The sequence below is a fragment of the Streptomyces sp. V1I1 genome (assembly GCF_030817355.1).
Taxonomy (GTDB): Bacteria; Actinomycetota; Actinomycetes; order Streptomycetales; family Streptomycetaceae; genus Streptomyces.
Genome location: NZ_JAUSZH010000001.1, coordinates 5,708,353 through 5,734,983 on the forward strand (window position 1 = coordinate 5,708,353; position 26,631 = coordinate 5,734,983).

The 26,631-nt window shown below is 69.9% G+C and carries 26 protein-coding genes and 2 pseudogenes; 20 read left to right on the forward strand and 8 right to left on the reverse strand.

The genetic code is table 11. The features are described from left to right. Positions 1-12 precede the first annotated feature (12 nt). The 9 genes and pseudogenes from ybeY (at position 13) to QFZ67_RS26740 (ending at position 6,783) form a co-directional block, all read left to right on the forward strand. The gene (gene ybeY / locus QFZ67_RS26700; protein WP_307663599.1) at positions 13-510 is read left to right on the forward strand and encodes an rRNA maturation RNase YbeY; all 498 of its coding nucleotides are present in this window, start codon (positions 13-15) and stop codon (positions 508-510) included. Beyond that, positions 507-1,790, forward strand: a complete 1,284-nt coding sequence (locus tag QFZ67_RS26705; protein ID WP_307663600.1) for a hemolysin family protein — start codon at positions 507-509, stop codon at positions 1,788-1,790. Before ybeY ends, QFZ67_RS26705 begins: the two co-directional genes overlap by 4 nt. Beyond that, positions 1,787-2,140 carry an MmcQ/YjbR family DNA-binding protein gene (locus QFZ67_RS26710; RefSeq protein ID WP_307663601.1) on the forward strand — a complete coding sequence of 118 codons (354 nt, stop codon included), beginning with the start codon at positions 1,787-1,789 and terminating at the stop codon, positions 2,138-2,140. The genes QFZ67_RS26705 and QFZ67_RS26710 overlap by 4 nt, the downstream gene beginning before the upstream one ends. Before the next feature lie 282 nt (positions 2,141-2,422). After that, entirely contained in the window at positions 2,423-3,124 is a 702-nt protein-coding gene (locus tag QFZ67_RS26715) for a hypothetical protein (RefSeq protein ID WP_307663602.1), read from the forward strand. Between the two features lie 84 nt (positions 3,125-3,208). After that, a complete protein-coding gene (locus tag QFZ67_RS26720; RefSeq protein WP_307663603.1) occupies positions 3,209-3,562 on the forward strand; it encodes a cytidine deaminase in 354 nt (117 codons plus the stop codon). Between the two features lie 21 nt (positions 3,563-3,583). Next, positions 3,584-4,667 (forward strand): annotated as a pseudogene (locus QFZ67_RS26725) (beta-xylosidase); the annotation flags it as partial. A 56-nt stretch (positions 4,668-4,723) separates the two neighbouring features. Further along, positions 4,724-5,121, forward strand: a pseudogene (locus QFZ67_RS26730) (DUF916 domain-containing protein); the annotation flags it as partial. Positions 5,122-5,132: 11 nt separating this feature from the next. Continuing rightward, positions 5,133-6,083 carry a GTPase Era gene (era, locus tag QFZ67_RS26735; RefSeq protein WP_373430243.1) on the forward strand — a complete coding sequence of 317 codons (951 nt, stop codon included), beginning with the start codon at positions 5,133-5,135 and terminating at the stop codon, positions 6,081-6,083. A gap of 67 nt (positions 6,084-6,150) precedes the next feature. Continuing rightward, entirely contained in the window at positions 6,151-6,783 is a 633-nt protein-coding gene (locus tag QFZ67_RS26740; RefSeq protein ID WP_307663605.1) for a TetR/AcrR family transcriptional regulator, read from the forward strand. Here the strand turns inward: QFZ67_RS26740 and QFZ67_RS26745 are convergent. Both QFZ67_RS26745 and QFZ67_RS26750 read right to left on the reverse strand, forming a co-directional pair. Next, entirely contained in the window at positions 6,767-7,033 is a 267-nt protein-coding gene (locus tag QFZ67_RS26745; protein WP_307663606.1) for a protealysin inhibitor emfourin, read from the reverse strand. The genes QFZ67_RS26740 and QFZ67_RS26745 overlap by 17 nt on opposite strands. 25 nt (positions 7,034-7,058) lie before the next feature. Then, positions 7,059-8,126 carry a M4 family metallopeptidase gene (locus QFZ67_RS26750; protein WP_307663607.1) on the reverse strand — a complete coding sequence of 356 codons (1,068 nt, stop codon included), beginning with the start codon at positions 8,124-8,126 and terminating at the stop codon, positions 7,059-7,061. 295 nt (positions 8,127-8,421) lie between these two features. Here QFZ67_RS26750 and leuA point away from each other — a divergent pair, with 295 nt between their 5' ends. From leuA to QFZ67_RS26775, 5 genes are all read left to right on the forward strand, one after another. Further along, positions 8,422-10,182, forward strand: coding sequence for a 2-isopropylmalate synthase (leuA, locus tag QFZ67_RS26755; protein WP_307663608.1), 1,761 nt, complete (start codon positions 8,422-8,424; stop codon positions 10,180-10,182). Positions 10,183-10,633: 451 nt separating this feature from the next. After that, positions 10,634-11,326, forward strand: a complete 693-nt coding sequence (locus tag QFZ67_RS26760; RefSeq protein ID WP_307663609.1) for a TerB family tellurite resistance protein — start codon at positions 10,634-10,636, stop codon at positions 11,324-11,326. Positions 11,327-11,564: 238 nt separating this feature from the next. Beyond that, positions 11,565-13,655 (forward strand): MMPL family transporter, encoded by a 2,091-nt coding sequence (locus tag QFZ67_RS26765; protein WP_307663610.1) that lies wholly within the window; start codon positions 11,565-11,567, stop codon positions 13,653-13,655. A gap of 374 nt (positions 13,656-14,029) precedes the next feature. Next, positions 14,030-15,262: a sensor histidine kinase gene (locus QFZ67_RS26770; protein WP_307663611.1), complete on the forward strand. Its 1,233-nt coding sequence runs from the start codon at positions 14,030-14,032 to the stop codon at positions 15,260-15,262. Further along, positions 15,259-15,927 (forward strand): response regulator transcription factor, encoded by a 669-nt coding sequence (locus QFZ67_RS26775; protein WP_307663612.1) that lies wholly within the window; start codon positions 15,259-15,261, stop codon positions 15,925-15,927. The genes QFZ67_RS26770 and QFZ67_RS26775 overlap by 4 nt, the downstream gene beginning before the upstream one ends. A gap of 359 nt (positions 15,928-16,286) precedes the next feature. Here the strand turns inward: QFZ67_RS26775 and QFZ67_RS26780 are convergent, their stop codons facing one another. Then, the gene (locus tag QFZ67_RS26780) at positions 16,287-17,648 is read right to left on the reverse strand and encodes an FAD-dependent oxidoreductase (protein ID WP_307663613.1); all 1,362 of its coding nucleotides are present in this window, start codon (positions 17,646-17,648) and stop codon (positions 16,287-16,289) included. Between the two features lie 307 nt (positions 17,649-17,955). Here QFZ67_RS26780 and QFZ67_RS26785 point away from each other — a divergent pair, with 307 nt between their 5' ends. Continuing rightward, positions 17,956-18,798 (forward strand): hypothetical protein, encoded by an 843-nt coding sequence (locus QFZ67_RS26785; protein ID WP_307663614.1) that lies wholly within the window; start codon positions 17,956-17,958, stop codon positions 18,796-18,798. Here QFZ67_RS26785 and QFZ67_RS26790 read toward each other — a convergent pair. Together QFZ67_RS26790 and QFZ67_RS26795 are read right to left on the reverse strand one after the other, a co-directional pair. Beyond that, entirely contained in the window at positions 18,749-19,018 is a 270-nt protein-coding gene (locus tag QFZ67_RS26790; RefSeq protein WP_307663615.1) for a DUF397 domain-containing protein, read from the reverse strand. The genes QFZ67_RS26785 and QFZ67_RS26790 overlap by 50 nt on opposite strands. Further along, positions 19,000-19,833 carry a helix-turn-helix transcriptional regulator gene (locus tag QFZ67_RS26795; protein WP_307663616.1) on the reverse strand — a complete coding sequence of 278 codons (834 nt, stop codon included), beginning with the start codon at positions 19,831-19,833 and terminating at the stop codon, positions 19,000-19,002. The genes QFZ67_RS26790 and QFZ67_RS26795 overlap by 19 nt, the downstream gene beginning before the upstream one ends. A gap of 114 nt (positions 19,834-19,947) precedes the next feature. Between QFZ67_RS26795 and QFZ67_RS26800 the strand changes: the two genes are divergently transcribed. Further along, positions 19,948-20,187: a hypothetical protein gene (locus QFZ67_RS26800; protein WP_307663617.1), complete on the forward strand. Its 240-nt coding sequence runs from the start codon at positions 19,948-19,950 to the stop codon at positions 20,185-20,187. Continuing rightward, positions 20,184-20,399, forward strand: coding sequence for a hypothetical protein (locus tag QFZ67_RS26805; RefSeq protein ID WP_307663618.1), 216 nt, complete (start codon positions 20,184-20,186; stop codon positions 20,397-20,399). Before QFZ67_RS26800 ends, QFZ67_RS26805 begins: the two co-directional genes overlap by 4 nt. A gap of 27 nt (positions 20,400-20,426) precedes the next feature. Here the strand turns inward: QFZ67_RS26805 and QFZ67_RS26810 are convergent, their stop codons facing one another. Continuing rightward, complete coding sequence (locus QFZ67_RS26810; RefSeq protein ID WP_307663619.1) at positions 20,427-22,949, reverse strand: SpoIIE family protein phosphatase; 2,523 nt, start codon at positions 22,947-22,949, stop codon at positions 20,427-20,429. Positions 22,950-23,102: 153 nt separating this feature from the next. On the opposite strand from QFZ67_RS26810, the gene QFZ67_RS26815 reads away from it, so the two are divergent. From QFZ67_RS26815 to QFZ67_RS26825, 3 genes are read left to right on the forward strand one after another with little or no spacing between them, the layout of a single operon-like run. Then, complete coding sequence (locus QFZ67_RS26815; RefSeq protein WP_307663620.1) at positions 23,103-23,372, forward strand: DUF1905 domain-containing protein; 270 nt, start codon at positions 23,103-23,105, stop codon at positions 23,370-23,372. Positions 23,373-23,424: 52 nt separating this feature from the next. Then, on the forward strand, positions 23,425-24,171 hold the full coding sequence (gene recO, locus QFZ67_RS26820) for a DNA repair protein RecO (RefSeq protein WP_307663621.1): 747 nt from the start codon (positions 23,425-23,427) through the stop codon (positions 24,169-24,171). A 22-nt stretch (positions 24,172-24,193) separates the two neighbouring features. After that, positions 24,194-25,039, forward strand: a complete 846-nt coding sequence (locus QFZ67_RS26825) for an isoprenyl transferase (RefSeq protein ID WP_307663622.1) — start codon at positions 24,194-24,196, stop codon at positions 25,037-25,039. Positions 25,040-25,243: 204 nt separating this feature from the next. Here QFZ67_RS26825 and QFZ67_RS26830 read toward each other — a convergent pair whose 3' ends face one another. Next, positions 25,244-25,681, reverse strand: a complete 438-nt coding sequence (locus QFZ67_RS26830; RefSeq protein ID WP_307663623.1) for a Fur family transcriptional regulator — start codon at positions 25,679-25,681, stop codon at positions 25,244-25,246. Between the two features lie 55 nt (positions 25,682-25,736). Next, entirely contained in the window at positions 25,737-26,630 is an 894-nt protein-coding gene (locus QFZ67_RS26835) for a metal ABC transporter permease (RefSeq protein ID WP_307663624.1), read from the reverse strand. Position 26,631 lies beyond the last annotated feature (1 nt).

The following is a 26,631-nucleotide window of genomic DNA, read 5'->3' on the forward strand; positions in this document are numbered from 1 at the left end:
TCAGAGCGCGCCATGTCGATCGACGTCAATAACGAGTCCGGAACCGAGATCGACGAGCAGGCGATCCTCGATGTCGCCCGCTATGCGCTCGCGCGGTTGCGCATCCACCCGCTCTCCGAGCTCTCGGTGATCGTCGTGGACGCCGCGGCCATGGAGCAGTTGCACATCCAGTGGATGGACCTGCCCGGTCCGACCGATGTCATGTCCTTCCCGATGGACGAGCTGCGCCCGCCGGTCAAGGACGACGAGGAGCCCCCGCAGGGGCTCCTCGGTGACATCGTGCTCTGCCCCGAAGTCGCCCAGAAGCAGGGCGAAGAGGCTCCGACGCAGCACTCCATGGACGAGGAGCTCCAGCTCCTGACCGTCCATGGGGTGCTGCATCTGCTCGGTTACGACCACGAGGAGCCGGACGAGAAGGCCGAGATGTTCGGTCTCCAGGCGGCCATCATCGACGGCTGGCGGGCGGAGAAGGGCCTTACCGGTCCCTCCCCGGCGCCGACCGTCTCATGACCGGCCAACTGCTCTTCGGCGCGATTCTGCTGGTCGTCGTCGCCTGGCTGGCGGCGTGCGCGGAGGCGGGCATCGCGCGCGTCTCCAGCTTCCGCGCCGCCGAGGCCGTACGCTCCGGGCGGCGCGGCTCCGCGAAGCTGGCGCAGGTCGCCGCCGACCCGACCCGCTATCTCAATGTCGCCCTGCTGGTGCGGGTGGCCTGCGAGATGGCGGCCGGGGTGCTGGTCACCTACGTCTGCCTGCAGGAGTTCAGCACGACCTGGACGGCGCTGCTCGTCGCGATCGGCGTGATGGTGCTCGTCTCTTACGTCGCGGTGGGCGTCTCGCCGCGCACCATCGGCCGTCAGCACCCGCTGAACACCGCCACGGCCTCGGCGTACGTCCTGCTCCCGCTCGCCAGCGTCATGGGCCCCATCCCGCAGCTGCTGATCCTCATCGGCAACGCGCTCACGCCCGGAAAGGGCTTCCGCAAGGGCCCGTTCGCGAGCGAGGCGGAGCTGCGGGCGATGGTGGACCTGGCCGAGCAGGAGTCGCTGATCGAGGACGACGAGCGCCGCATGGTGCACTCCGTCTTCGAGCTCGGCGACACTCTCGTACGCGAAGTCATGGTCCCCCGCACCGACCTGGTCTGCATCGAGCGCTACAAGACCATCCGGCAGGCGCTCACCCTCGCACTGCGCTCCGGCTTCTCGCGCATCCCCGTCACCGGCGAGAACGAGGACGACATCGTCGGCGTCGTCTACCTCAAGGACCTGGTCCGCAAAACGCACATCAACCGCGAGTCGGAGGCCGATCTGGTCTCCACGGCGATGCGGCCCGCGATGTTCGTGCCCGACACCAAGAACGCGGGCGATCTGCTGCGCGAGATGCAGCAGGAGCGCAACCATGTCGCCGTCGTCATCGACGAGTACGGCGGCACGGCCGGCATCGTCACCATCGAGGACATCCTGGAGGAGATCGTCGGAGAGATCACGGACGAGTACGACCGTGAACTGCCGCCGGTCGAGGACCTCGGCGACGGGCGCTTCCGAGTCACCGCCCGGCTCGACATCGGGGACCTCGGCGAGCTGTACGGCCTCGACGAACTCGACGACGAGGACGTGGAGACGGTCGGCGGCCTGCTGGCGAAGGCGCTCGGCCGGGTGCCGATCGCGGGGGCGTCCGCGCCGGTGGACCTGCCGGACGGGCGCACGCTGCGGCTGACGGCGGAGTCGCCGGCCGGCCGCCGGAACAAGATCGTCACGGTGCTGTCGGAGCCGGAGGAGAGGAAGTCCACGTGACCCCGCAGGAACTCAGGTCGTTCTGCCTGGAATTCAACGCGGCGGTGGAGGAGTTCCCGTTCGGGCCCGAGACGTCCGTCTTCAAGGTTCTCGGCAAACTCTTCGCTCTCAGCGCGCTGGACGCGGAGCCGCTGAGGGTGAATCTGAAGTGCGAGCCGGAGATTGCGGTCCAGCTGCGGGCGGACCATCCGGCGGTTGTCCCCGGCTATCACATGAACAAGCGGCACTGGAACACCGTGACGGTCGGTGAGCTTCCGGACCGGATGGTCCGGGAGCTTGTCGAGGACTCGTACGACTTGGTGGTGGCGGGTTTGCCGAGGGCGGAACGGCTGCGGCTGAGCCGGCCTTGACTGGGGCTCCGCCACGGGCCCCGCGCGCCTCAATCGCCGGCGGGGCTGATTTTCGGGGCTCCGCCCCGGACCCCGCCTCAATCGCCGGCGGGGCTGGATTTCGCGTCCGGGACCGCGAGTGTTCCGGTTCGGCGGACACTTCAAGCCCGTGGGGGGACCCCAGAAGGGCGTCCCTCAGGGTCCGGCGGTGGGCTGAGCTGGGCCTATGTATATCCTCTGCCCGTTACCGGGGAGGGGGGAAGCTCCCCACGAGCCATTCCGATTCAGGGGAGTCACCACCTCATGCGTATCCGTATGCGCCGCGGCGCCGCCGCCGCCCTCGCCGTCTCCGCGCTGTGCTTCACCGCGGCCTGCGGCGGTGCCGCCGACCAGAAGCAGGACAAGGCCGACGACAAGGCCAAGGAGGCGCCGGCACCCACCCCGCTGACCGCCGCGCAGATGAAGGCCGCGACTCTGGAGCTCAAGGACCTGCCGGCCGGCTGGAAGGTCACCAAGCCCGAGCCCTCGAACGAAGACCCGAAGGCGGACAAGCCCGAGTGTCAGCCGATCGCCGGCACCTTCGCCGACAAGGTCGCCGGGGCGACGGTCGGCGGGGACCAGGAGTTCGAGGGCGGCGAGAGGTCGCTCGCCCAGCAGGTCTTCACCTATCAGGACAGCAGCGGCGCCACCGACTTCGTGAAGGCGATCTCCACCGCGCTCGACACCTGTAAGGGCTTCTCCTTCGAGATGGAGGGTATGAAGGCCGACGTCAAGACCGAGAAGATCACGGCGCCGAAGGCGGGCGAGGAGTCGCTTGCCTTCCGGGTGAAGATGGTGTTCCCGGAGATGGCCGAGGTGAAGTTCGAGATAAACCTCATGGTGGCCCGCCAGGGCACCGGCGTGACTCGGGTCGCGCACGTTCCGGCCGACGCCTCGGGCCACAAGGACTTCGACGCGCTGGCCAAGCTGGCGGGCGACAAGTTCACCAAGGGCGCGCAGAGCTGACCTCGGCAGCACGGCAAGTGGCGAGGGTCCCGGCTCCGGGGCCCTCGCCGTTTCGGTACACGCTCGTCGATCTATGCTCGGGGCATGACGCAGAGCACCGACCTCGGCCCCGAGGACCGCAAGATCATCACGCTGGCGCGCAGCGCCCGGGCCCGTAACGGTGTGCCGGAGGGCGCGGCGGTACGGGACGAGACCGGGCGTACGTACGTCGCCGGGACCGTGGCGCTGGACTCGCTGAAGCTGAGCGCGTTGCAGACCGCCGTCGCCATGGCCGTGGCCAGCGGCGCGAAGTCCCTGGAGGCCGCAGCCGTCGTCTCCGAGGCGGATGCCGCTTCCGACGAGGACCGCGCCGCGGTACGCGACCTGGGCGGGCCCGCGACGCCGGTGCTGCTCGCCGGGCCGGACGGGGAGCTCAAGGCGACGGTCGCCGCGGGCTGAGGCCCGGGCAGGCATGACAGCACGTACACCGTCACCAAACCGGCCGCCGGCAACCCGGTCGACATCGCGCTCCCGGCCGACATCATGACGCCCAGCGGCAAGGTCGCCCTCGGCGGCGCCCAGGCAGGCAGCGTCACCGTCACCGGCCCCAAGTAGAATCCGCCAGTCCCCGGCAAGGGCGCGTTCCCGCCGTTCTCGATGACCGGCACCTTCACGGTCACCGCGCCCGGCTCGATCACTCTCTCGCCCGGCGACTACAACATCCACACCAGCTACATCATGGAGCTGGACACCCCCTGTACGGTCGTCACTCCGCCCGCGCCCGTCTCCGAGACGATCGTCGCGACGGACCGGCCCGGGGCCAATGAGCGCTCCATCCAGCTCGCCACGGCCTCCGGCAAGCCCGGCGACCAGGTCACCGTCACCGGCGCCAAGTTCACTCCGCTCGCCGACATCACCGTCGTCGGACGGGCCGGAGCCGCCGAGACCGCCGACAGGACGACCCTTCAAGTCCGACGCCAACGGCGGCTTCACCGCACACCTCAAGGTCAACGACAAGGCGACCACCGGCATCGTCGCGTACGAGGGCGTCGCCTGGTCCACGGAGAAGGGCGCGGGCCCGGCGGCGTACACCGTCATCGACGACACCCCACTGCCCGGTAACAGCCAGAAGCTCAACTCCTCCGTCGCGGCAGGCACGTTGTCCATGTCCCAGGCCGGTGACACCGTCGCTCTCTCGGCGGTCGACTTCGGCACGGGCGGGGCGTCAACCGGCGATCTGAAGACGGTGACGGTCAAGGACTTCCGCGGCGGCCCGCGGGCTGGTCCCTGACCGGCAAGGTCACCGACTTCACCGGGCCAGGTGGAAAGATCGACGCCGGCAAGCTCGGCTGGACGCCGGCCTGCGCCACCGAGCAGGGCAGTCCCAGCACCTGTGTCGCCGGTTCGGCGGGAGCCGTCGGCAGCGCGCGCGACCCTGGCCTCCACCCCCAACGGGGCGCTCACCGGAGGCGAGTTCACCGTGGACGCGAGGGTCTCGCTGAATGTCCCGGCGTACACCGCCCCCGGCGCGTACTCCGGCGTACTGACCCTCACGCTCACCTGACCGCGGCGAACCGAGCCACAAGCGAAAACAGCGGGCCGGGGAAGAACGTCGAACTCACCCATCAGCAGCCCCTGGTGCCGGGCACCGGCGAGAGCAGCGCGCTGATCTCGTACACGCTCCACAACCGCGGCAATGTGACCCTCAACCCCAAGGTCGCGCTCAAGGCCGAGGGCCTTTTCGGCCGCGATCTGCCGAGCCGCGAGCTGACGAAGATCCCCTCCGAACTGCTGCCGCGTCAGAAGATCCGCCTCACCGAACGCTGGTCGGGCGCGCCTCAGCTCGAATGGGGCGAGGTCCGGCTCACGGCCAGCGCGCGGGACGTCCGCGAGTCGGCCGGGGCCACTTCTTCGCGCTGCCGTGGCTGGTCGCGGTGGTGCTGGCGGCGGCCCTTGCGGGGGCGGGTGTGTGGGCGCGACTGCGGCGTCGGCGGCCGCGCGTACTCGGGGGCGCATGACATCAGGGAGAATGGGCGCCATGAGCGCTCGTACTGATGAGAACAACGGCCCCCACCGGGCCGGCTTCGCCTGCTTCGTAGGCCGCCCCAACGCGGGCAAGTCCACCCTCACGAACGCTCTCGTCGGCCAGAAGGTGGCGATCACCTCCAACCGGCCGCAGACGACCCGGCACACGGTGCGCGGCATCGTGCACCGTCCCGAAGCGCAGCTGATCCTGGTCGACACCCCCGGCCTGCACAAGCCGCGCACGCTGCTCGGCGAGCGCCTCAACGATGTCGTACGCACGACGTGGGCCGAGGTCGACGTGATCGGCTTCTGCCTGCCCGCGAACGAGAAGCTCGGCCCCGGCGACCGCTTCATCGCCAAGGAACTCGCGGGGATCAAGAAGACCCCGAAGGTCGCGATCGTCACCAAGACCGACCTGGTCGACTCCAAGACCCTCGCCGAACAGCTGATCGCGATCGACCGGCTCGGCAAGGAGCTGGGCATGGAGTGGGCGGAGATCGTCCCGGTCTCGGCGGTCGGCGGAAAGCAGGTCCAGCTGGTGGCCGATCTGCTGGTCCCGCTGCTCCCGGAGAGCCCCCCGCTCTACCCGGAGGGCGACCTCACCGACGAGCCCGAGCAGGTCATGGTCGCGGAGCTGATCCGCGAGGCCGCGCTGGAAGGCGTACGGGACGAGCTGCCGCACTCGATCGCGGTGGTGGTGGAGGAGATGCTGCCGCGCGAGGACCGCCCTGCGGACAAGCCGCTGCTGGACATCCACGCGAACCTCTACATCGAGCGCCCGAGCCAGAAGGGCATCATCATCGGCCCGAAGGGCAAGCGCCTGAAGGAGGTCGGCATGAAGTCGCGCAAGCACATCGAGGCGCTGCTGGGCACGCCGGTCTTCCTGGACCTGCATGTGAAGGTCGCCAAGGACTGGCAGCGTGACCCGAAGCAGCTGCGCAAGCTGGGGTTCTGACTCGCGCAAGCCGGGTCTGGCCCGCGCAGGCCGAGGTTCTGGTCCATAACGGCGTTATTCTGCTGCCGTGTCACCCGCTGATTCCGTACGCCGCCGACTTCTCGACGAGGCCGCCCGCGTCCTCGCCGAACAGGGCCCCGCCGCGCTGAGCGCCCGGCGCCTGGTCAAAGAGGTCGGCGCGTCGACCATGGCCGTCTACACCCACTTCGGCTCGATGCCGGGGCTCGTCCGCGAAGTGATGCGCGAAGGCTTCGAGCGCTTCAAGGCCCGCACCGACGTCGTAGTGCCCAGCGACGACCCGGTCGCCGACCTGTACGCGATCTGCCGCGTCCACCAGGAGTTCGCCCGCGCCGAACCGCATGTCTACGCCGTCATGTTCGGCGGATCCCAGCCGGCCGGCTTCGAGCTGACGGACGAGGACCGCGAGACGGGCACCGGCATGCTGCGCGTCCCGCACGGCGTCATCCGCCGCTGCACCGCCGCCGGCCGCTTCCGGGACGGAGACGACTCACTGCGCGCCTGGCAGCTGTGGTGCCAGATGCACGGCCTCGCGCAGCTGGAGCGGGCCGGGTACTTCACCGGCCCACACACCCCGGACGAGACCCTGTCGGCCCTCGTCCGGGACTTCGCGATCGCTCAGGGGGACGGCGTGGAGGCCGCTTCGGTGTCGGCGCCCGTGCCCCTCAGGAGCCTTCCTTGAGGATGCGCGAGATCAGCTCCCGCTGCGCCTCGGACAGCCGGGGATCGGAGCAGTACACCGTCCGCCCGTCGACCGTGATCTGGTAGCTGAACCCGTCCGGCACCCCGACCGGCGGCGTGCCCCGGCCGTCGGCCACCGCCTGCTCGGCCAGGGCATGCCACTCGCTCGCATCGGTCCGCCCCGAGGTGTCCACCTCGGCGAACCGCTCGATGCCGGCGAATCCTCCCGTGCGCCTTACCTGGATACGCATGGGTCCTGTCTAGTACGAGAACGGCTCAGTTGGTAGGCACCCCGACCTGAGACCACGCTTTCAGCAGAGCCTCCTGCTCCGCGCCCTCGCCGTAGCGCGAGCGCGCGGCGGCCACCGTGAGGGCCGCGAAGTCGGTGAACTGCGCCGTCGTCGTGAGCTCGCCGCCGGTGAGCACGTCGTACCAGATCTGGCCCGCCCGCTCCCACGCACTGCCGCCCAGTGCGGTGGCGACCAGGTAGAAGGCGTGGTTCGGGATCCCCGAGTTGATGTGGACGCCGCCATTGTCGCGACCGGTCTTGACGTAGTCCTCCATCGTCGCGGGCTGCGGGTCCTTGCCGAGGACGTCGTCGTCGTACGCCGTACCCGGCTCCTTCATCGAGCGCAGTGCGACCCCCGTGACGTTCGGGCCCAGCAGGCCCGCGCCGATCAGCCAGTCGGCCTGGTCGGCGCTCTGGCCGAGGGAGTACTGCTTGATCAGCGAGCCGAAGACGTCCGACATGGACTCGTTCAGCGCGCCGGACTGGCTGAAGTACTCCAGGTTCGCGGTGTACTGCGTGACACCGTGGGTGAGCTCGTGCCCGATCACGTCCACCGGCAGCGTGAAGTCCAGGAACAGATCGTCGTCGCCGTCGCCGAAGACCATCCGCTCGCCGTCCCAGAAGGCGTTTCCGTACTTCTCGCCGTAGTGAACGGTCGCGTTCAGCGGCAGGCCGGAGTCGTCGATGGAGCGGCGGCCGTACGCCGAGAGATACAGCTCGAAGGTCGCGCCGAGGCCCGCGTGGGCGCGGTTGACCGTGGCGTCCTTGGTGGGCTTGTCGCTCTCCGAGTGCACCTTCCTGCCCGGTACGGTCTCGCGGTGCTGGGCGTCGTAGATCGTGCGGTTCGGCTTGTCCGAGGCGATGCCGCTCACGCTCGGAGCCAGGCCGCGGACCGTGGTGATCCGGCGGCGGGTGCGCTGGAGGGCGTCGTGCTCGAGCGTTCGGGCGGCGGGCTCGGCGATCGCGGGGTTCTCGGCGCGGGCCAGTTTGTCGAGGACATGTGGCGGCACGATGGTGCAGAAGACCGGGTTGACCCGGCGGGCGTTGGCGTCCATGCGGGCGACTGTGGCACTGGGTCATGAAGCTGTCACTAGTTGCCACCATGATTGACGAAATGGAGTGATGGATCACCGTTTACCCGTAACTGAAGCGTGTCCCGCATACTGATACGGGACGTCCGCTTGTCGCGAGCCTCAGCTATGGTGATCTGCATCATGCGTTTCGGGCTGCTTCTCCTTAGCTGCCGCGGCGAGGGCCTGTAGTCGTAGGCCGACCCCCTCCCCGCGGGATCTGGTGCTGCTTCGACTCAGTCGGCCGTCCAACTTGATGGACCCCGAGGAGCCCTACGCAATGTCTGACAACTCTGTCGGTCGCCCCACGCCCGTCACCAACGCGACCCACACCCAGAAGCCGTCCGGGATGCCGATCCACAAGTACGGCACATACGACGCCGTGGACATTCCCGACCGCACCTGGCCCGACAAGCGGATCACCAAGGCCCCGCGATGGCTGTCGACCGATCTGCGCGACGGCAACCAGGCCCTGATCGACCCGATGTCGCCGGCCCGCAAGCGCGAGATGTTCGACCTGCTCGTACGGATGGGCTACAAGGAGATCGAGGTCGGCTTCCCGTCCTCCGGCGAGACCGACTTCGCGTTCGTACGCTCCATCATCGAAGAGGGCGCGATCCCCGAGGACGTGACGATCTCCGTCCTGACCCAGGCGCGCGAGGAGCTGATCGAGCGCACCGTCGAGTCGCTGCGCGGCGCGCACCGGGCCACCGTCCACCTGTACAACGCCACCGCGCCCACCTTCCGCCGGGTTGTCTTCCGCGGCTCGAAGGAGCAGGTCAAGCAGATCGCCGTGGACGGCACGCGACTGGTGATGGAGTACGCCGAGAAGATCCTGACCGACGAGACGATCTTCGGCTACCAGTACAGCCCGGAGATCTTCACAGACACCGAGCTGGACTTCGCGCTGGAGGTCTGCGAGGCCGTCTGTGACGTCTGGCAGCCGGAGGCCGGACGCGAGATCATCCTCAACCTGCCCGCCACGGTGGAGCGTTCGACTCCGTCCACCCACGCCGACCGCTTCGAGTGGATGTCGCGCAATCTGTCGCGCCGTGAGTACGTCTGCCTGTCCGTGCACCCGCACAACGACCGCGGCACCGCTGTCGCCGCCGCCGAGCTGGCGATCATGGCGGGCGCGGACCGGATCGAGGGCTGTCTGTTCGGGCAGGGCGAGCGCACCGGCAATGTCGACCTGGTGACGCTGGGCATGAACCTGTTCTCGCAGGGCGTCGACCCGCAGATCGACTTCTCGCAGATCGACGAGATCCGCCGTACGAGCGAGTACTGCAACCAGATGGAGATCCACCCGCGCCACCCCTACGCGGGCGATCTGGTCTACACCGCCTTCTCCGGCTCCCACCAGGACGCCATCAAGAAGGGCTTCGACGCGCTGGAGGCCGACGCGGCCGCCCAGGGCAAGACGGTCGACGACATCGAGTGGGCCGTGCCGTATCTGCCGATCGACCCGAAGGATGTCGGCCGCTCCTACGAGGCGGTCATCCGGGTCAACTCGCAGTCCGGCAAGGGCGGTATCGCGTACGTCCTGAAGAACGACCACAAGCTGGACCTGCCGCGCCGGATGCAGATCGAGTTCTCGAAGATCATCCAGGCGAAGACGGACACCGAGGGCGGCGAGGTCACGCCGAAGGCGATCTGGTCGGTCTTCCAGGACGAGTACCTGCCGAACCCGGACAACGCGTGGGGCCGTATCCAACTGCGCTCCGGCCAGACCACCACCGACACCGACGGCATCGACACGCTGACCGTCGAGGCGGTCGTGGACGGTGTGGAGACCGTGCTGACCGGCTCCGGCAACGGCCCGATCTCGGCGTTCTTCGAGGCGCTGAGCGCGGTGGGCGTGGACGCCAGGCTGCTGGACTACCAGGAGCACACGATGAGCGAGGGTGCGTCGGCGCAGGCGGCGTCGTACATCGAGTGCGCCATCGACGGGAAGGTGCTGTGGGGGATGGGCATCGACGCGAACACGACGCGGGCGTCGCTGAAGGCGGTCATCTCCGCGGTGAACCGGGCCGCGCGCTAGGACGCGGGGCGCGGGGGCGCGGCAACGGCTGACCGGGTCCGCCTGGCGGCCGGTTCGTCCCGAATTGCCGGACGGGCTTGAAGTTCAAGCCCGTCCGGCGAATCGTGGGGCGAATCGTCCGGGCGAATCACGGCCCCTCGAAGGGGCGGTCTCCGGGACGAATTCCACTCAGTGCTGCTTGGTTTCGCATGTGCGTTTGAAGGGGCTGTCGGGCCCCTGGGGGTGTGAGGCGCTGGGGCTACAGGGCAGGCCAATGGGGTGTTGACGCACAGGACAACGTTGCCGGTTGCCGGGCTCCCCGCGAGGGCGAGGATCGGCCATGTCCAGCCGTACTGCTTCCCGGGTGCTGACGCCGCATCATCGCTGTGGCTAACATCACGTCAACGCGGCAACGTTGCCGTGGGGGCGCCCCCGTGCCCAAAGGGCTACGGGGGAGTTACGGAGGTGGGACGTGCAGCCAGCCCGAGGACTATTCGGCCGAAAAGTGCTGGTCTGCGGCGTTCATACCGCCTGGAACACTGTGGGCGACGGTGAGTTCTTCTGTTCCGCTTGCGGAGGCGATCGCAACTACCGCCGGCGCACCGGCCGCCGCCGCTTCACCGTCCTCGGTGTGCCCCTGCTGCCGCGCGGCTCGGCGGGCCCGGTCGTCGAATGCGCCGCCTGCCACAGCCACTTCGGCATGGACAGCCTCGACCACCCCACCACCGCCCGCTTCTCCGCGATGCTCCGTGACGCCGTCCACACGGTCGCCCTCGCCGTCCTCGCCTCCGGCGGCACCTCCTCCCGCTCGGTCCGCGAGACCGCCGTCGCCACCGTCCGCGCGGCCGGCCTCGACGACTGCACGGAGGACCAGCTCACGGGCCTGATCGAGGCGCTCGCCGCAGACACCGGCCGCTTCGTCACCGACGCCGGGCCCTATGGCGCCGCGCTCGCCATCGAGCTCCACGAGGCGCTGGAACCGCTCGCGCCGCATCTGGCCCCCGCGGGCCGCGAGTCGATCCTGCTGCAGGGCGCGCGGATCGCCCTCGCGGACGGGCCGTACAGCCCGGCGGAGCGGGACGTGCTGACGACGGTGGGCGCGGCGCTGCGGCTGTGCGCGGACGATACGGCGCGGCTGCTGGCGGCGGCGCGTACGCCGTTCTAGCCGGGCGCGTCTGAAGGGCGCGTTCGAAGGGCGCATCTGAAGGGCGCGTCCGAGGGGCGCGTCCGAGGGGCGCGTCCGTTTTGCGCCGGGCGCCGGGCGCAGTACTCCCGCGGGAGTAGAACCACCCCTGGATCAACCTCCGCAGTAGTGCTCAACTCAGCCGTGGGCGCGACGAATCCGCCCCTCCCCGACGGGAGTCTGGACACGACCCAGACGCCCCTACCGGAGGGAGGCCGCGATGGCGGCCGGAATCAGCAAACGACGCGCGGTGCCCTGGGCGGTGCTCGCGCTCTGGATCGCCGTCATCGCCCTGGCCGGCCCGTTCGCCGGCAAGCCCGGCGACGTACAGCGCAACAATGTCGTGGACTACCTCCCGGCCGGCGCGGACTCCACCCAGGTCGCCAAGGTCCAGCAGCAGCTGCCCGGCGGCGAAACCACCGAGCTCGTCCTCGTCTACCACCGCGAAGGCGGGCTGAGGGCCGCGGACCGCGCCGCGGCGGACCGGCAGGTCGGCGAGATCGCCGCCGCGCACCAACTCGCGGGCGGACAGCGGCCGGTGGTCGTCCCCTCCAAGGACGGGACGACCCTGATGGTCCCGGTCTCCAGCACCGAGCCCGGTGACGACGAGGCGGCGCGGGCCGCGTTCGTCGAGGACGTACGGGAGACGGTGAGCGGCGGCGACGGGCTGAGCGTCGAGGTCGGCGGGCCGAGCGCCCTGCAGACCGACATGGGTGAGGTCTTCGACTCCATCGACGGCACGCTGATGATCGCGACCGGGCTCGTCGTCGCAGTGCTGCTGATCCTCACCTACCGCAGCCCGTTCCTGTGGCTGGTCCCACTGTTCGTCGTCGGTGTCGCCGCGCTCACCACGAGGGTCGTGATCTACGGCCTCGTCCAGGGATTCGACCTCACGGTCACCGGCCAGAGCGCGGGCATCATGACCGTCCTCGTCTTCGGCGCGGGCACCGACTACGCCCTGCTGCTCGTCGCCCGGTACCGCGAGGAGCTGCGCCGCGTCGCGAGACCGTACGACGCGATGCGCGCCGCCCTGCGCGGCTGCGGCCCCGCCGTCCTCGCCTCCTCGGGGACCGTCGCGGCCGGACTGCTGTGCCTGCTGGCGGCCGACCTCAACAGCGCACGCGGGCTCGGGCCGGTCGGTGCGGTGGGCGTGGTGTGCGCGCTCGCCGCGATGCTGACGCTGCTGCCCGCGGTGCTGGTGCTGCTCGGGCGCCGGGTCTTCTGGCCGCTCATTCCTGCGTACGGGAGCGAGCCCAAGCAGCGCCGCTCGCTGTTCGCGGCGATGGGCAGCTCGGCGGGGCGGCGGCCGGTCGCCGTCCTCGCCTCCGGGGCGGTGCTGCTCGGGGCGCTGGCACTCGGCGCGTTCAGCCTGCCGGGCACGCTCACGCAGGAGGACAGCTTCACCGACCGGCCCGGGTCGGTGTCCGCGATGAGGACGCTGGCCGCGGCGTATCCGGACCGCAGCAGCCAGCCGATCAGCGTGATCACGCCCACGTCCGGGGCGGACGAGGCGCTGGCGCAGGCCCGCACGACCGAGGGCGTGGCCGGGGCCGAACGGGGGCGCAGCGCGGACGGCTGGACCGAGTTTGCCGTCTTCGCCGAGGACGCGCCGGAGACGGCGGGCGAAACCGCGACGATCAAGGCGCTGCGTGGCGGGCTGGACGGCTCGTACGTAGGCGGCCCCAGCGCCCAGCAACTCGACCTGGACGACACCAACGCCCGGGACCGCCTGATCGTCATCCCCCTGGTGCTGGCGGCTGTCCTGCTGATCCTGATCGCCCTGCTGCGCAGCATCGTCGCCCCGCTGATCCTCGTAGTCGCGGTGGTCGCGGTGTGGGGCGCGGCGATGGGCCTGGGCGGGCTGTTCTTCGAACCGGTCTTCGGCTTCAAGGGCGTCGACCCCGGACTGCCGCTGCTCTCCTTCGTGTTCCTCGTCGCGCTCGGCGTCGACTACGGCATCTTCCTGATGCACCGGATGCGCGAGGAGTCCCTGTCGGGCGCGGAACCCGCGACCGCGGCGCTGACGGCGCTGCGTACGACGGGAGGGGTGATCGCCTCGGCGGGCATCGTGCTGGCGGCGACGTTCGCCGTGCTGATGAACCTGCCGCTGGTGACGATGGTGGAGATGGGCTTTGTGGTCGCGGTCGGGGTCCTGCTGGACACGTTCCTGGTGCGTACGTACTTGGTGACGTCGGCGAGTCTGCTGCTGGGGCGGGGGGTGTGGTGGCCGGGGCGGCTGTCGCGTCGGCCGACGCGGTTGGTTCCGCCGTCGGATGCGGCGCGCCGCCGCGAGCCGGCCGCGCGCGCCTGAGCGGGGGCGGTGCGCCTGCGGCGGGCGTTCCCGACCCTCCCCCTACACCCTGGCGGGCGTGGGGGGACCCCCACTTCCCGAGCTGGGGCTCCGCCCCGGACCCCGCGCCTCAATCTCCCCCAGACTTCGTCCGGGGGGACCCCCACGGGGCTGGATCTCGCGTCCGGGACCGCGCCTCAAACGCCGGCGAGGCTGAAAAGGCCGGCCCGAACAATCAAGCCCGTCCGGCGATTGAGGACAACGCCCGAAGGGCGTGCCGGGGTCTGGGGCGGAGCCCCAGTTACGGGAAGGGGCGGGGTGGGGGAAAGGCCCTCCGCAGGCGCAGCGCCCGCCCGCCGCGCTCCCTCCAGCGGCAACTACCGGAAGATGGACCCGTGCAGCAGCCACAGCCCAGCACCCAACCCCCGCCCAAAGGCCACCGCCCCCGCCTCGGCGAGCGCGTCCTCACCGCCGTGAGCCGCGACCCCCTCGCCGCGACGCACCGCTTCCGCAACGACGCCCTCCTCGCCGCGGCCATCGGCGTCCTGTCGGTCGTGCTCGCGCTCACCGTCCAGGAAGGCCGCCGACCCGACGCGCTCGGGTGGGCGCTCCTCGGCGGCAGCATCGTGGCCCTGGCCTGGCGACGCAGCCGGCCAATTCCCGTCCTGCTGGCCGTCGTTGTCTGCGTCATTCCGTATCACGCCGCCGACAACAATCACCTCGCGCCCCTCCACGGCTCCCTCCTCGCCCTCTACACCGTCGCCGCCACCGCCCGCCCCCTGCACACCTTCCTCATCGGCACCGCCGTCATCGGCACCACCGTGACCGTGATGTTCCAGGTCGACGCGCACCAGGGTCTCGAGGCGCTGCGCACCTCCGGATGGATCCTCGCCGTCCTCGTCTTCGGCGTCGACGTGCGCATCTACCGCCGTTACATAGCCTCCGTCGTCGGCCGCGCCGAGCGGGCCGAACGGACCCGGGAGGAAGAGGCCGCCCGCCGCGTAGCCGAGGAGCGCCTGCGTATCGCACGCGACCTGCACGACCTCCTCGCCCACTCCATCACCCTCATCGGCGTGCAGACCTCCGTCGCCTCCCACGTCCTGACCGTCGACCCCGACCGGCTCGATCGTGCCGCCGTCGCCAAGGCGCTCGACGACATCACCGACACCTGCCGCACCGCCCGCGGCGAACTGCGCACCACCCTGGAGGTCCTTCGGGCGGACGGCCCGGACGCCGCCGGACCGCTGCCGGATCTGACCGCGCTGCCCGGTCTCGTACGCGCCGCACAGGCCGATCTCGACGTGCGCACCGAGCAGGCGCACATCCCGCCGGCCGTCGAGGCTGCCGCCTACCGCATCGTGCAGGAGTCGCTGACCAACTCCGTACGGCACGGAGGCCCCGGCGTCCGCATACGCGTCGCGGTCGAGGCGGCAGACGGCCACCTGCGCGTCACCATCACCGACGACGGCACCGCCCTGGGCGCCACCGAAGGCTCCGGCTACGGCATCGTCGGCATGCGCGAGCGTGCCCGTAGCGTCGGAGGGACACTTGCGGCCGGCCCGCGCGACGGCGGCGGGTTCGAGGTCGCCGCGGTCCTGCCGCTCCAGCAATCGGAGGCCCTCGCATGAGCGTGATCCGCGTACTGCTCGCAGACGACCAGACGCTCGTACGCGCCGCGTTCGCGATGCTCGTCGAGTCCGCCCGCGACATGGAGGTCGTCGGCCAGGCGGGCACCGGCGCGGAAGCCGTCGAACTGGCCCGCACCGAACGCGCGGACCTCGTCGTCATGGACATCCGCATGCCGGAACTCGACGGCATCGAGGCGACCCGCCTGATCGCCGCCGACGACGACCTCGCCGAGGTCAAGGTCCTGGTCCTCACCACGTACGACACCGACGAGCACATCCTCGAAGCGCTGCGCGCCGGGGCGTCCGGCTTTCTGGTGAAGGACACCAAACCGGCCGACCTGCTGGCTGCGATCAGGACGGTCGCGGCGGGGGAGTCCCTGCTCTCGCCCGGCCCTACGTCCCGCCTGATCGCCCGCGTCCTGCGCATCCCGGACGAACCCCCCGCCACCGGCGGACCGGACGGCCTTTCGGACCGCGAACGCCAGGTGCTCGCGCTGGTGGCCCGGGGCCTGAACAACACCGAGATCGCGGAGAGGCTCGGCCTGAGCCCGCTCACGGCGAAGACGCATGTCAGCCGGATCATGGGGAAGTTGGGGGCGCGGGACCGGGCGCAGCTGGTGATCGTGGCGTACGAGTCGGGGCTGGTGGTCCCGGGCGACGCGTAGCCGCCTGCGGCGGGGCCTTTTCCCCACCCCGCCCCTTCCCGCTGTATCGATTTGCGGCTCCGCCGCGTGGGGGGCAAGCCCCCAGACCCCCGGTACGCCCTTCTGGGGGTCCCCCCCCACGCCCTCCGGGCGTAGGGGGAGTGTCCTCAATCGCCGGACGGGCTTGAAGTTCCGCCCGTCCGGCCGAAACTTGAGGCCCGCCCGGGCAAATCAAGCCTCGTGGGGCCCCGCGGACGAAGTCTGGGGGAGTTTGAGGCGCGGGGCGCGGGGCGGAGCCCCGGTCAGGGCCGAATGTTCAGCCCCGCCGGCGTATGAGGCGCGGGGGTCCGGGGGCCGAGCCCCAGGCACCCCCCGCCGGGTCAGGCGCCGCTCGCCCGCAGCATCGCCTCGCGCTCGACGATCTTCACGCGCTCACGCCCCTCCGCCGCACCCCGCTCCCGCTCCGCCGCGTCCAGCCGGTGCCACCCCTCCCACGTGGTGTAGGAAACACCCTTCGCCTCAAGGAAGTTGACGACCGCCTCCTCGCCGGGCGCGGCAGGCTCGTGCAGCCGCCCATTGCCGTGGTCGTCCAGCAGGTTGGCGACCGTCTCGTTCGCGTCGCCCTTGGTGTGGCCGATCAGGCCGACCGGGCCGCGCTTGATCCAGCCCGTGACATACGTCGACTGCAGGTGCTCGCCGGCCTCCACGACCCGCCCGCCCTCGTGCGGGACCGTGCCGGTGAGGAAGTCGAAGGGCAGCTTGGGCAGTTCGTCGGAGAGATAGCCGACCGCACGGTAGACGGACTGCACGTCCCACGTACGGAACTCGCCCGTGCCGGTGACATTGCCCGTGCCGTCCAGCCGCGTCCGCTCCGTACGCAGCCCCACCACGCGGCCGTCCTCGCCGACGACCTCGGTCGGCGACTCGAAGAAGTGCAGGAACAGCTTGTGCGGCCGGTCGCCGACATCCCGGATCGCCCAGTTCTCCAGCGTCTTCGCGACCATGTCCGCCTGCTTGTTGGCCCGGCGCGTGGCGATGCTGCCCTCGTCGTAGTCGATGTCCTCGGGGTCGACGATCACCTCGATGTTCGGCGAGTGGTCGAGCTCCCGCAGCTCCATCGGGCTGAACTTGGCCTGCGCGGGGCCGCGCCGCCCGAACACATGCACCTCGAGGGCCTTGTTGGCGGCCAGGCCGTCGTACACATTCGGCGGGATCTCGGTCGGCAGCAGCTCGTCCGCCGTCTTCGCCAGGATGCGGGCCACGTCCAGGGCGACATTGCCGACGCCGAGCACGGCCACCTTCTCGGCCTCCAGCGGCCAGGTGCGCGGCACATCCGGGTGGCCGTCGTACCAGGACACGAAGTCCGCGGCTCCGTACGAGCCGTCCAGCTCGATGCCGGGGATGTCGAGCGCCCGGTCCGCGTCCGCGCCCGTGGAGAAGATCACCGCGTCGTAGAACTCACGCAGATCGTCCAGGCCGATGTCGCTCGGGTAGTCGACATTTCCGAAGAGGCGTATCTGCGGCTTGTCGAGCACCTGGTGGAGGGCGGTGATGATGCCCTTGATCCGCGGGTGGTCGGGCGCGACGCCATACCGGATCAGCCCGAACGGCGCGGGCATCCGCTCGAAGAGGTCGATGGAGACGCCGGGCTCGACGGCAGCCTCGGACTTCAGCAGTGCGTCGGCGGCGTAGATCCCGGCGGGGCCGGCACCGACGATCGCGATCCGCAGAGGGCGGGGCATGAATGGTTCCCTTCGAACGAGGTCCACGGGCGTGACCCGGCGAGTGAGACGGCCTGGCGCGTGCGGAGGGAGCCGACTCTCGTACGCCACCCTGGCAACGGCGCTCCCACCGCGGTACCCGCCCTGTACCTATGAACCCATAAGCCTGATCTATGACCCAGCACCCGGGAGGGCGAGGTAAGGACACCCTAACCTCCCGCCCTCGGGCCGCCCGCAGGGCCCCGCCCCCGGCCTCCTATCGCGCCGCCGGGCATCAGGCGGGAAGCTGGGGACCAGGAGGATCTGCCCGGGCGAAGGGGCCCCCGCAATGAACGCTGTCGAAAACACGGCACCCGGCGGCCGTCTCGCCGCCGCGCTCGAGAGCCCGATCGTCGGGATGTCCCCGTGGATCATCTTCTCGGTCGTCGTCGGCCCGGGCCGCTTCGGACTGGCGGTGGGCCTCGCCCTCGCCATGTCGGTGGCGCTCTTGGTCACGGCGCGGATGCTCTACCGCGGCACCTCGCTCAAGATCCTGGAAGTGCTGGACGTCCTCTTCTTCGCCGTGCTCGCCGGAATCGGAGCAACCTCGTCGCCGGGCACCCACAGATGGCTGGAGACGTACGCGGGCGAGATCTCCAACCTCGCGCTGATGGTCGTCGCCTTCGGCTCGATGGCCGTACGGGTGCCCTTCACGGTGCAGTACGGAAGGGAACGCGTCGGCCCGGAGTACTGGAAGTCGCCCGAGTTCCTCCACACCAACCAAGTGATCACCGGCGTCTGGGGCGCGGCCTTCCTCGTGGCGGCCATCGCGGGCGGCTTCGGCGACCTTGTCCTGCACAACCCGAACAACCTCTGGACCGCGTGGATCATCCAGCTCGCGGCGATCGTCACCGCGCTGAGCTTCACCGAGTGGTACCCACAGGTCGTCCGCAGCCGGAACCGCACCGGTGAGCCCCCGCCGCCGGTGCGCAACTTCCTGATCCCGCTGGCGGGCCTGATCATCCCGGTGGGCGTCGTCTCCCTGATCTTCGACGCCGCGGCGTCCTGGTTCGGCGTCGGGCTGATCCTCATCGGGGTGATCCTGGCCCGCGCCATCAACAAGGACACGGAGATGGAGCGCTCTAGAGGCAAACACCCTCGACGAAAGCGGTCCAACTGGCGGCTCCGATGACGAGGACGGGGCCGTCGGGGTTCTTGCTGTCGCGGACGGGGACGACGCCGGGGATGTTGTCGAGGACTTCGACGCAGTCGCCGCCGGTGCCGTCGCTGTGGGTGCTCTTACGCCAGGCGGCGCCGGGGAAGTCGTAGGCGACCTCGACGCATTCGCCGCCGTCGCCGTCGCTGTAGGTGCTCTTGCGCCACCGGGCGGTGCTCAGGTCGTACTCGCGCATCGTCTGAAGTCCTCCGCCGCCGACTCGATCAGGGTCAGGGTCGCCTCCGGCGACAGCGCGGCGGCCCTCAGCAGATCGTATGTGCCCTGCACCCGCTTCACCAGGGCCGGATCGTCCAGCAGATTCCCCGAATACACCGCTTCTGTATAGGCGGTTGGCGGTGCGTCCTCGAACTCCATGAGCCTCAGCATCTTGCCCATCTGCGGGTGCGCACCCGCTGCATATGGCAGTACCTGGATCAGAGCCTTGCGCTCGCGCGCCAGCGCCGCGATGTGGTCCAGCTGGCGCGCCATCGTGGCGGGTCCGCCCGCCGGGATGCGCAGCGTGGTCTCGTGCAGGATGCCCCAATACATCGGCCGTGCAGCGTCCTTGAGGATCTGGGCGCGGTCAATGCGCGCCTTGACCGTCTCCTGGACGTACTCGTCGGTGGCGAGCGGATTGCTTGCCAGGATGACTGCCTGAGCGTACTCCGCGGTCTGGAGGAGTCCCGGGACCACCGCTGGCGCGAAGTCACACACCTTCGTCGCCAGCGCCTCCAGCTCCGCCGCGGCCGCGAAGTAGTCCGCGTACCGCGAAGTACTGATCAGCTTCCGGCACATCCGCTCGAAAAAGCCTCCGGTTTGCAGCGTCTCATCGATCCGCTGTGCCACATCCAATTGCGGCTTCCGAATGGCCTGTTCGAATTGACCGATGTACCCACCCGACACGAAAACCCGCGCACCCAGCGCCGCCTGGGTGAATCCCGCTTCCTCCCGGAGCCGCTTCAACTCGGTACCGAAGAACTCCCAAGCCGCCTGCCGTGAACCGTTGGCCATCGATCAAACCCCTTGTGCAGCTGCCCTGTTGTAGTGCGCATACCCCTGTCGAGAGTAGCTGCGGGCCGTCACCGTTGTAATGCGAAACGTGAAATCGGATGGGGAAGGGAAGTCATGGCGCGCAAGGAAAACCCGCGGCACTCGGTGGAATGCATCGAAGAGGCGGAGGAAGCTGTGAACAAATTGCGTACGGCCCTGGAGCGGTCCGGCATTACCCTGCCGTCGCTGCGCCTGGAGCCCGCTTCGTACGCACGCGAGGTGCCCTGTCCCCTGGTCGAATTGGGGCGCTGCACCGTCGACATCGTCCGCATGCTCACGGCAGTACTGCCGAAGGAAGGAGGAGTCGCACCGTGACGCCGCCCGTCGGGTCCTACGTCGTCGACATCCGCACCGGCCAGGTGGGCCGGCTCATGGGGGAGGCGGGCGCGCGGCTGCTGCTGAGACCGGTCGGCGGGGGCCGGGAGTGGGAGTGCGAGCCCGACGCGGTGCGGCCCGCGACCGCGGCGGAGCGGATCAGCGCGACGACGGCGTACGTGAACGCCCGCAGCCGGGGCGAGGTGACCTGACGCCGGCCGTCCGGCGCCCGCTTCTGCTCACCCGGCGGTGGCGGGCGTAGGAGGCGAGGTATGGGCGTATTCGGTGAGTAGCAGCGCGATGTCGTCCACTCGGTTCGGGGACTGGCGGGCGTCCCGCAGGAGTGCGTCGGCCAGTTCTTCCAGTGACCCCACACGAGCATGGGCCAGCGAGGTCCGCAGCCGGTCCATGCCCACACCGATGTCGGACCCGCGTGTCTCGATCAGTCCGTCCGTGTAGAGGGCCAGGACCGAGCCGGGCAGGAGATTCAGCTCCGATTCCGGGTAGTCGACGGTGCGCTCCACTCCGAGTAGCGGGCCGCCCGGCAGATCCAGGAACTCGGTGTGCCCGTCGGGCCTGCGCAGCAGGGGCGGGCAGTGGCCCGCGCGTACCACGTGCGCGACTCCCGGACCCGGTTCGATGAGGACGTAGCAGCAGCTGGCGAGGAGCCCGGGGGCGAGGTCGAGGAGCAGCCGGTTCGTACTGGCGATCACATCGCTCGGACGGTGGCCCGCGGAGGCGAAGGCCCGTACCGCGCTGCGCACCTGGCCCATGGTGGCTGCGGCGGCGACATTGTGGCCCTCGACGTCTCCGACGACCAGCACGACGCCGCGGTCGGTGGGGATCGCGTCGTACCAGTCGCCGCCGATGTCCATCCCGCGGGTACCGGGCAGGTACCGGCCGGTGACGCGGACGCCCGGCATTGTGGGCAGTAGGTGTGGAAGCAGCGCGTTCTGCAGGCCCCGGGCGAGGGTGAATTCGGCGTCGTAGAGCCTGGCACGTTCCAGTGCCTGGGCGATCAGACCGCTCAGCGCGGTGAGGAGGCTTCGTTCCTCGTTGGAGAACCGGTGGACCTCGTCGAAGCCCAGGACGCAGGCACCCACTGGGCGGCTGGAGGCGATCAGGGGCAGGAACGCAAAGGAGCTGGACTCGGCGTGGAGCTCGGGATAGGCCCGCAGGAACTCTTCCCTCGATTCGATGAACAGCGGGACCCCGGAGGTCAGCGACCCGGTTACGGGCCCCCCTTGATGCAGCGGCCTGCCCTCGAACCGCTCCAGGAAGCTCTCGCGGTAGCCACGCTGCGACATCAGGCGCATGTGCCGCTCGTGCACCACGTAGATCGCCAGTCGATGACCGCCGACGGCGGGCAGGAGTTGGTCGGCGACGACATCGCACACTTCGCGCGCGGTGACCGCCTCGGTCAGGGCGCTGCTCATCTGAAGGACGCGATAGATGGCGCCCAGGCGCGTCGGTGCGGGCCCTGAGGCCGGCGCGGGCCCCGAGGACGGGGCGGCCCCTCCTGTCTCCGCGGGCGGTGATCCGGGCTCGGTCCCGGCCGGGACCGGTTGTCCGGTCGGCGCTGCCCAGCCGGTCATGCCCTGCGCATCCGGGCGGAGGGAGAACACGAGCCACTGGTCGGGGGATTGGGCCAGGAAGGAGACGGGCTGCTGGGAGACCCTGGCGGCCCGGAAATGGTCTTCGTAGGCGGGTTCGGCCAGCCACGGCAGGACGTCCCAGGGGCGTCGGCCCACCAGATCCTCCCGGCGTACGCGCATCAGCCGCACCAGGCTGTGGTTGGCGTAGGTCACACACCCCTCTCGGTCGAGCGAGAAGAAGCCGTCCGTGAGCCGTTCGATCGCCGCGACGGCGGCCATGCCGGACCCGAGGTCCAGGACTCCGCCCACCAGGTGGGGCCGCGGCTCCCCGTCGGCGGCGGTCTCAGGTACCCGGCCCCACAGCTCGACGGTGCGGTGACCTCCGCCCTTCTCCGGCACGCGCATGCATTGGGCGAGGATGCGGCCCTCCTCGACTCCAGTACGGGCGGCAGCCTCGAAACCGGGACGGTCCGCGGGATGCACCTTGGCCGCCAGCGTGGCCGCTTGCCCGTCGTACTCGTGCGGGGCGAGGCCGAAGATCGCACACAACGTGGCATCCGCTTCGAGGGCTCCGGTGCCGAGGTTCCAGTCGAACAGGCCTACCCGCACCGCCGAGGCGGAAGGTACCGGGACCTCCACCGGAACGGTCTCCATGTCGCACCCGATGTCGGCGCCGCGCGCGTTCAGCTCGGCGAGCGATGCGCCGAGGCGGCCGGCCGCGGTGCGCAAATGCCGTCGCTGCGCCTTGGTCAGCCCTTCCCCTCCGGACTTGGAGGCCCACACCACGGCCATGGACCCGAAGGTCTCCTGCCCCGCCGTGACCGGTACGGAGGCGGAGCCGAAGGGGTAGGGCAATGCGACCGCGAGCTGGGGAAATCGCCGCATGGTCTCGTCGGCGTCGACCAGATGGACCGTCCGCCTGGAGCGGAACGCCTCTGCCACGGGGATGGGACTGCTCACAGGAATCCGCCGCCAGCCGCCGAGCAGGGAGGGCGGCATCCCGGCCGCTGCGGCGAGTACCAGCGTGTGATGGTTGCGCGAGATCAGGAACACACTCGCCGCATGGGCCCCGGTCACCTCGACGGCTTTGAGGACGGCATCCGTCAGCGCGTTGTCACGCTCCGCCGCGCCTTCGGCGCTCGTAGTGCCGAAGGGGTGCGTACTCAACCTGGTATCGGTGGACGACACGCTGGCCCCGATCGCTGCGATGGTGGCGTGGCCTGCTCGTCAGGGGTGTATGTCCAATTCTCGTATGGAATGGTTCATCGCGAAACCCGGAGGGGAGCGATGAGTTTGCCGACCCGGCACCGTCCTACCTGCATGGACGAACAATTCAGCGCAACGCTGCAGAAGAGCCCCGCGAAGGGCGGCTGGACCTATGTCGTGTGGCCCGAGTCGGTTGAGTACTTCGGCACCCGGGGGCTGGTCAAGGTCCGGGGGACGATCGACGGCCATCCGTTCCAGAGCTCGTTCATGGCCCTGGGGGACGGCACGCACAAGCTGCCCGTGAAGGCCGACGTACGCAAGGCGATCGGCAAGGAGGCGGGGGACAGCGTGACGGTCCGTCTGGAGGAGAGGGTGAGCGACTGACTGCTGACCGGTCCCGGTCAACCGACAGCGGTCCGTACGGGACAATGGCCGCATGAGCCTGTTCCGTGATGACGGCGTCGTCCTGCGCACCCAGAAGCTGGGCGAGGCCGACCGCATCATCACGCTGCTCACGCGCGGGCACGGGCGTGTCCGCGCGGTCGCCCGTGGCGTGCGGCGGACCAAGTCCAAGTTCGGGGCGCGGCTCGAGCCCTTCTCCCATGTCGACGTGCAGTTCTTTGCCCGCGGCAGCGAACTCGTCGGCCGCGGGCTCCCCCTGTGCACCCAGAGCGAGACCATCGCTCCGTACGGTGGCGGCATCGTCACCGACTACGCCCGCTACACCGCAGGCACCGCCATGCTGGAGACCGCCGAGCGGTTCACCGACCACGAGGGCGAGCCCGCCGTCCAGCAGTACCTCCTCCTCGTCGGCGCCCTGCGCACCCTCGCCCGCGGCGAGCACGCGCCACATCTCATCCTCGACGCGTTCCTGCTGCGCTCCCTCGCCGTCAACGGCTATGCGCCCAGCTTCGACGACTGCGCGAAATGCGGCATGCACGGGCCCAACCGTTTCTTCTCCGTCGCCGCAGGCGGCGTCATATGCGGCGACTGCCGGGTGCCCGGCAGCGTCGTACCCTCTGCGGAGGCCATCGGTCTGCTCAGCGCGCTGCTGACCGGCGACTGGCCCACGGCGGACGCGTGCGAGGCGCGCCACGTCAGGGAGGGCAGCGGGCTCGTGTCCGCCTATCTGCACTGGCACTTGGAGCGCGGCCTGCGCTCGCTGAGGTACGTCGAGAAGTAGAGAGATAGGAGATGTGAACCGCATGGCACGACGCGGAATCCTGGGCCGGTCCCGCCGCGAGTACAAGGTCCCCGAGCCGCACCCCTCCGGCGCGCGGCCGCCGAAGATCCCCGGCGAGCTGGTGCCGAACCATGTGGCATGCGTCATGGACGGCAACGGCCGGTGGGCCAAGGAGCGGGGCCTGCCGCGCACCGAGGGCCACAAGGTCGGCGAGGGCGTCGTCCTCGACGTCCTCAAGGGCTGCATCGAGATGGGCGTCAAGAACCTCTCCCTGTACGCCTTCTCCACCGAGAACTGGAAGCGCTCGCCCGACGAGGTGCGCTTCCTGATGAACTTCAACCGCGACGTCATCCGCCGCCGCCGTGACGAGATGGACGAGCTCGGTATCCGTATCCGCTGGGTGGGCCGGATGCCGAAGATGTGGAAGTCCGTCGTCCAGGAGCTCCAGGTCGCGCAGGAGCAGACCAAGAACAACGACGCGATGACGCTGTACTTCTGCGTCAACTACGGTGGCCGCGCCGAGATCGCCGACGCCGCGGCAGCCATCGCTGCGGACGTGAAGGCCGGCAAGCTCGACCCGTCGAAGGTCTCCGAGAAGACGATCCAGAAGTACCTGTACTACCCGGACATGCCGGACGTCGACCTGTTCCTGCGCCCGAGCGGCGAGCAGCGCACCTCCAACTACCTGATCTGGCAGAGCAGTTACGCCGAGATGGTCTTCCAGGACGTGCTGTGGCCGGACTTCGACCGGCGGGACTTGTGGCGGGCGTGCCTGGAGTTCGCGCAGCGGGACCGGCGGTTCGGCGGGGCGATCCCGAACGAGGAGCTGGAAGCGATGCGGGGGCGGCCCGAGGGCACGTCTGCGTGAGCCGAGCGGTGAGTTTCCCCCACCCCGCCCCTTCCCGAAACCCTGACGGGACGTCTGGGGACTGACGCCCCAGACCCGCGAGCGGCAGCTTCGCGCCGCGCACCCGGCACGGGCCGGGCCGGTTCTGTCCTCAAGCGCCGGACGGGCTTGAGAAATCAAGCCCGTCCGGCGCTTGAGGACACGGGGTCCGGGGCGGAGCCCCGGTTACTTGGCGGCGGCCGCCGCCGCGCACTCCGCGCACGTGCCGAAGATCTCGACCGTGTGCGCCACATTCACATAACCGTGCTGCGCCGCGATCGTCTCCGCCCACTGCTCCACCGCCGGCCCCTCGACCTCGACCGCCTTACCGCACACCCGGCACACCAGATGGTGGTGATGGTCGTCCGTCGAGCAGCGCCGGTAGACGGACTCGCCGTCGGACGTGCGCAGCACATCCACCTCGCCCGCGTCCGCGAGCGACTGCAACGTGCGGTAGACCGTGGTCAGACCCACCGAGTCGCCGCGGTGCTTGAGCATGTCGTGCAGATCCTGCGCGCTGCGGAACTCATCCACCTCGTCGAGCGCCGCAGCCACCGCGGCACGCTGCCGGGTCGACCGGCCTCGCACCGGGGCGGTGTTCCCGCCGATTGGCGCCGTCGTCACAGGTGCCTCCTCGCTTTGCCCGCACACATGTCGGGCCATTCTGCCAGGCCCGGGGTCAGACCTTGACGTCGTCACCCGGCCGTCGTGCGCCCGGCCCCTCCATGGTGCACTCGGCCTCGCTCGCCTCCAAAGCTCGCGCACGCCGCCTTGCCAGGGGCGTCGCCAGCGCGGTCAGCGTCACGAAGATCGCTATGGCCAGCAGGACGATCGTCGCGCCAGGGGGTACGTCCTGGTAGTACGAGGTGGCGGTTCCGGCCAGCGTCACGGCGATGCCGATCCCCACCGCCACCGTGAACGTCGCCCTGAACGACCGCGAAATCTGCTGGGCCGCGGCCACCGGCACCACCATCAGCGCGCTGACCAGCAGCAGCCCGACCACACGCATCGCCACACTGACCGTGACCGCCGCGGTCACGGCGATCAGCAGATTCAGCGCACGCACCGGCAGACCGGTCACCCGCGCGAACTCCTCGTCCTGGCTGACAGCGAACAGCTGCCTGCGCAGCCCCAGCGAGACCAGCACCACAAAGGCGGCGAGCAGCACGATCGCGGTGAGGTCCTCGTCGGAGACCGTGGACAGCGAGCCGAACAGGAACGAGCTCAGATTCGCGGTGGACCCGGCGTCCGAGATGTTGATCAGCAGGACACCGCCCGCCATGCCGCCGTAGAAGAGCATCGCCAGCGCGATGTCGCCGCGGGTGCGTCCGTACGCCCGGATCAGCTCCATCGCGATCGCGCCGACGACCGAGACAATCGTCGCCATCCACACCGGGTTGGTCGACAGCAGAAAGCCGAGACCGACGCCGGTCATCGCGACATGGCCGATGCCGTCGCCCATCAGCGCCTGTCGGCGCTGCACCAGATAGATGCCAACGGCCGGCGCGGTGATGCCGACCAGCACGGCCGCGATGAGCGCCCGCTGCATAAAGGCCGTCTCGAGGATTTCCATG

Excerpts from the sequence above, each read along its gene's own strand:
- ybeY (WP_307663599.1), top strand. The coding sequence starts at position 13 with ATGTCGATCGACGTCAATAACGAGTCCGGAACCGAGATCGACGAGCAG.
- QFZ67_RS26705 (WP_307663600.1), top strand. The coding sequence starts at position 507 with ATGACCGGCCAACTGCTCTTCGGCGCGATTCTGCTGGTCGTCGTCGCC.
- QFZ67_RS26715 (WP_307663602.1), top strand. The coding sequence starts at position 2,423 with ATGCGTATCCGTATGCGCCGCGGCGCCGCCGCCGCCCTCGCCGTCTCC.
- QFZ67_RS26720 (WP_307663603.1), top strand. The coding sequence starts at position 3,209 with ATGACGCAGAGCACCGACCTCGGCCCCGAGGACCGCAAGATCATCACG.
- era (WP_373430243.1), top strand. The coding sequence starts at position 5,133 with ATGGGCGCCATGAGCGCTCGTACTGATGAGAACAACGGCCCCCACCGG.
- QFZ67_RS26745 (WP_307663606.1), bottom strand. The coding sequence starts at position 7,033 with ATGCGTATCCAGGTAAGGCGCACGGGAGGATTCGCCGGCATCGAGCGG.
- QFZ67_RS26750 (WP_307663607.1), bottom strand. The coding sequence starts at position 8,126 with ATGGACGCCAACGCCCGCCGGGTCAACCCGGTCTTCTGCACCATCGTG.
- leuA (WP_307663608.1), top strand. The coding sequence starts at position 8,422 with ATGTCTGACAACTCTGTCGGTCGCCCCACGCCCGTCACCAACGCGACC.
- QFZ67_RS26765 (WP_307663610.1), top strand. The coding sequence starts at position 11,565 with ATGGCGGCCGGAATCAGCAAACGACGCGCGGTGCCCTGGGCGGTGCTC.
- QFZ67_RS26775 (WP_307663612.1), top strand. The coding sequence starts at position 15,259 with ATGAGCGTGATCCGCGTACTGCTCGCAGACGACCAGACGCTCGTACGC.
- QFZ67_RS26780 (WP_307663613.1), bottom strand. The coding sequence starts at position 17,648 with ATGCCCCGCCCTCTGCGGATCGCGATCGTCGGTGCCGGCCCCGCCGGG.
- QFZ67_RS26785 (WP_307663614.1), top strand. The coding sequence starts at position 17,956 with ATGAACGCTGTCGAAAACACGGCACCCGGCGGCCGTCTCGCCGCCGCG.
- QFZ67_RS26790 (WP_307663615.1), bottom strand. The coding sequence starts at position 19,018 with ATGCGCGAGTACGACCTGAGCACCGCCCGGTGGCGCAAGAGCACCTAC.
- QFZ67_RS26795 (WP_307663616.1), bottom strand. The coding sequence starts at position 19,833 with ATGGCCAACGGTTCACGGCAGGCGGCTTGGGAGTTCTTCGGTACCGAG.
- QFZ67_RS26800 (WP_307663617.1), top strand. The coding sequence starts at position 19,948 with ATGGCGCGCAAGGAAAACCCGCGGCACTCGGTGGAATGCATCGAAGAG.
- QFZ67_RS26815 (WP_307663620.1), top strand. The coding sequence starts at position 23,103 with ATGGACGAACAATTCAGCGCAACGCTGCAGAAGAGCCCCGCGAAGGGC.
- recO (WP_307663621.1), top strand. The coding sequence starts at position 23,425 with ATGAGCCTGTTCCGTGATGACGGCGTCGTCCTGCGCACCCAGAAGCTG.
- QFZ67_RS26825 (WP_307663622.1), top strand. The coding sequence starts at position 24,194 with ATGGCACGACGCGGAATCCTGGGCCGGTCCCGCCGCGAGTACAAGGTC.
- QFZ67_RS26835 (WP_307663624.1), bottom strand. The coding sequence starts at position 26,630 with ATGGAAATCCTCGAGACGGCCTTTATGCAGCGGGCGCTCATCGCGGCC.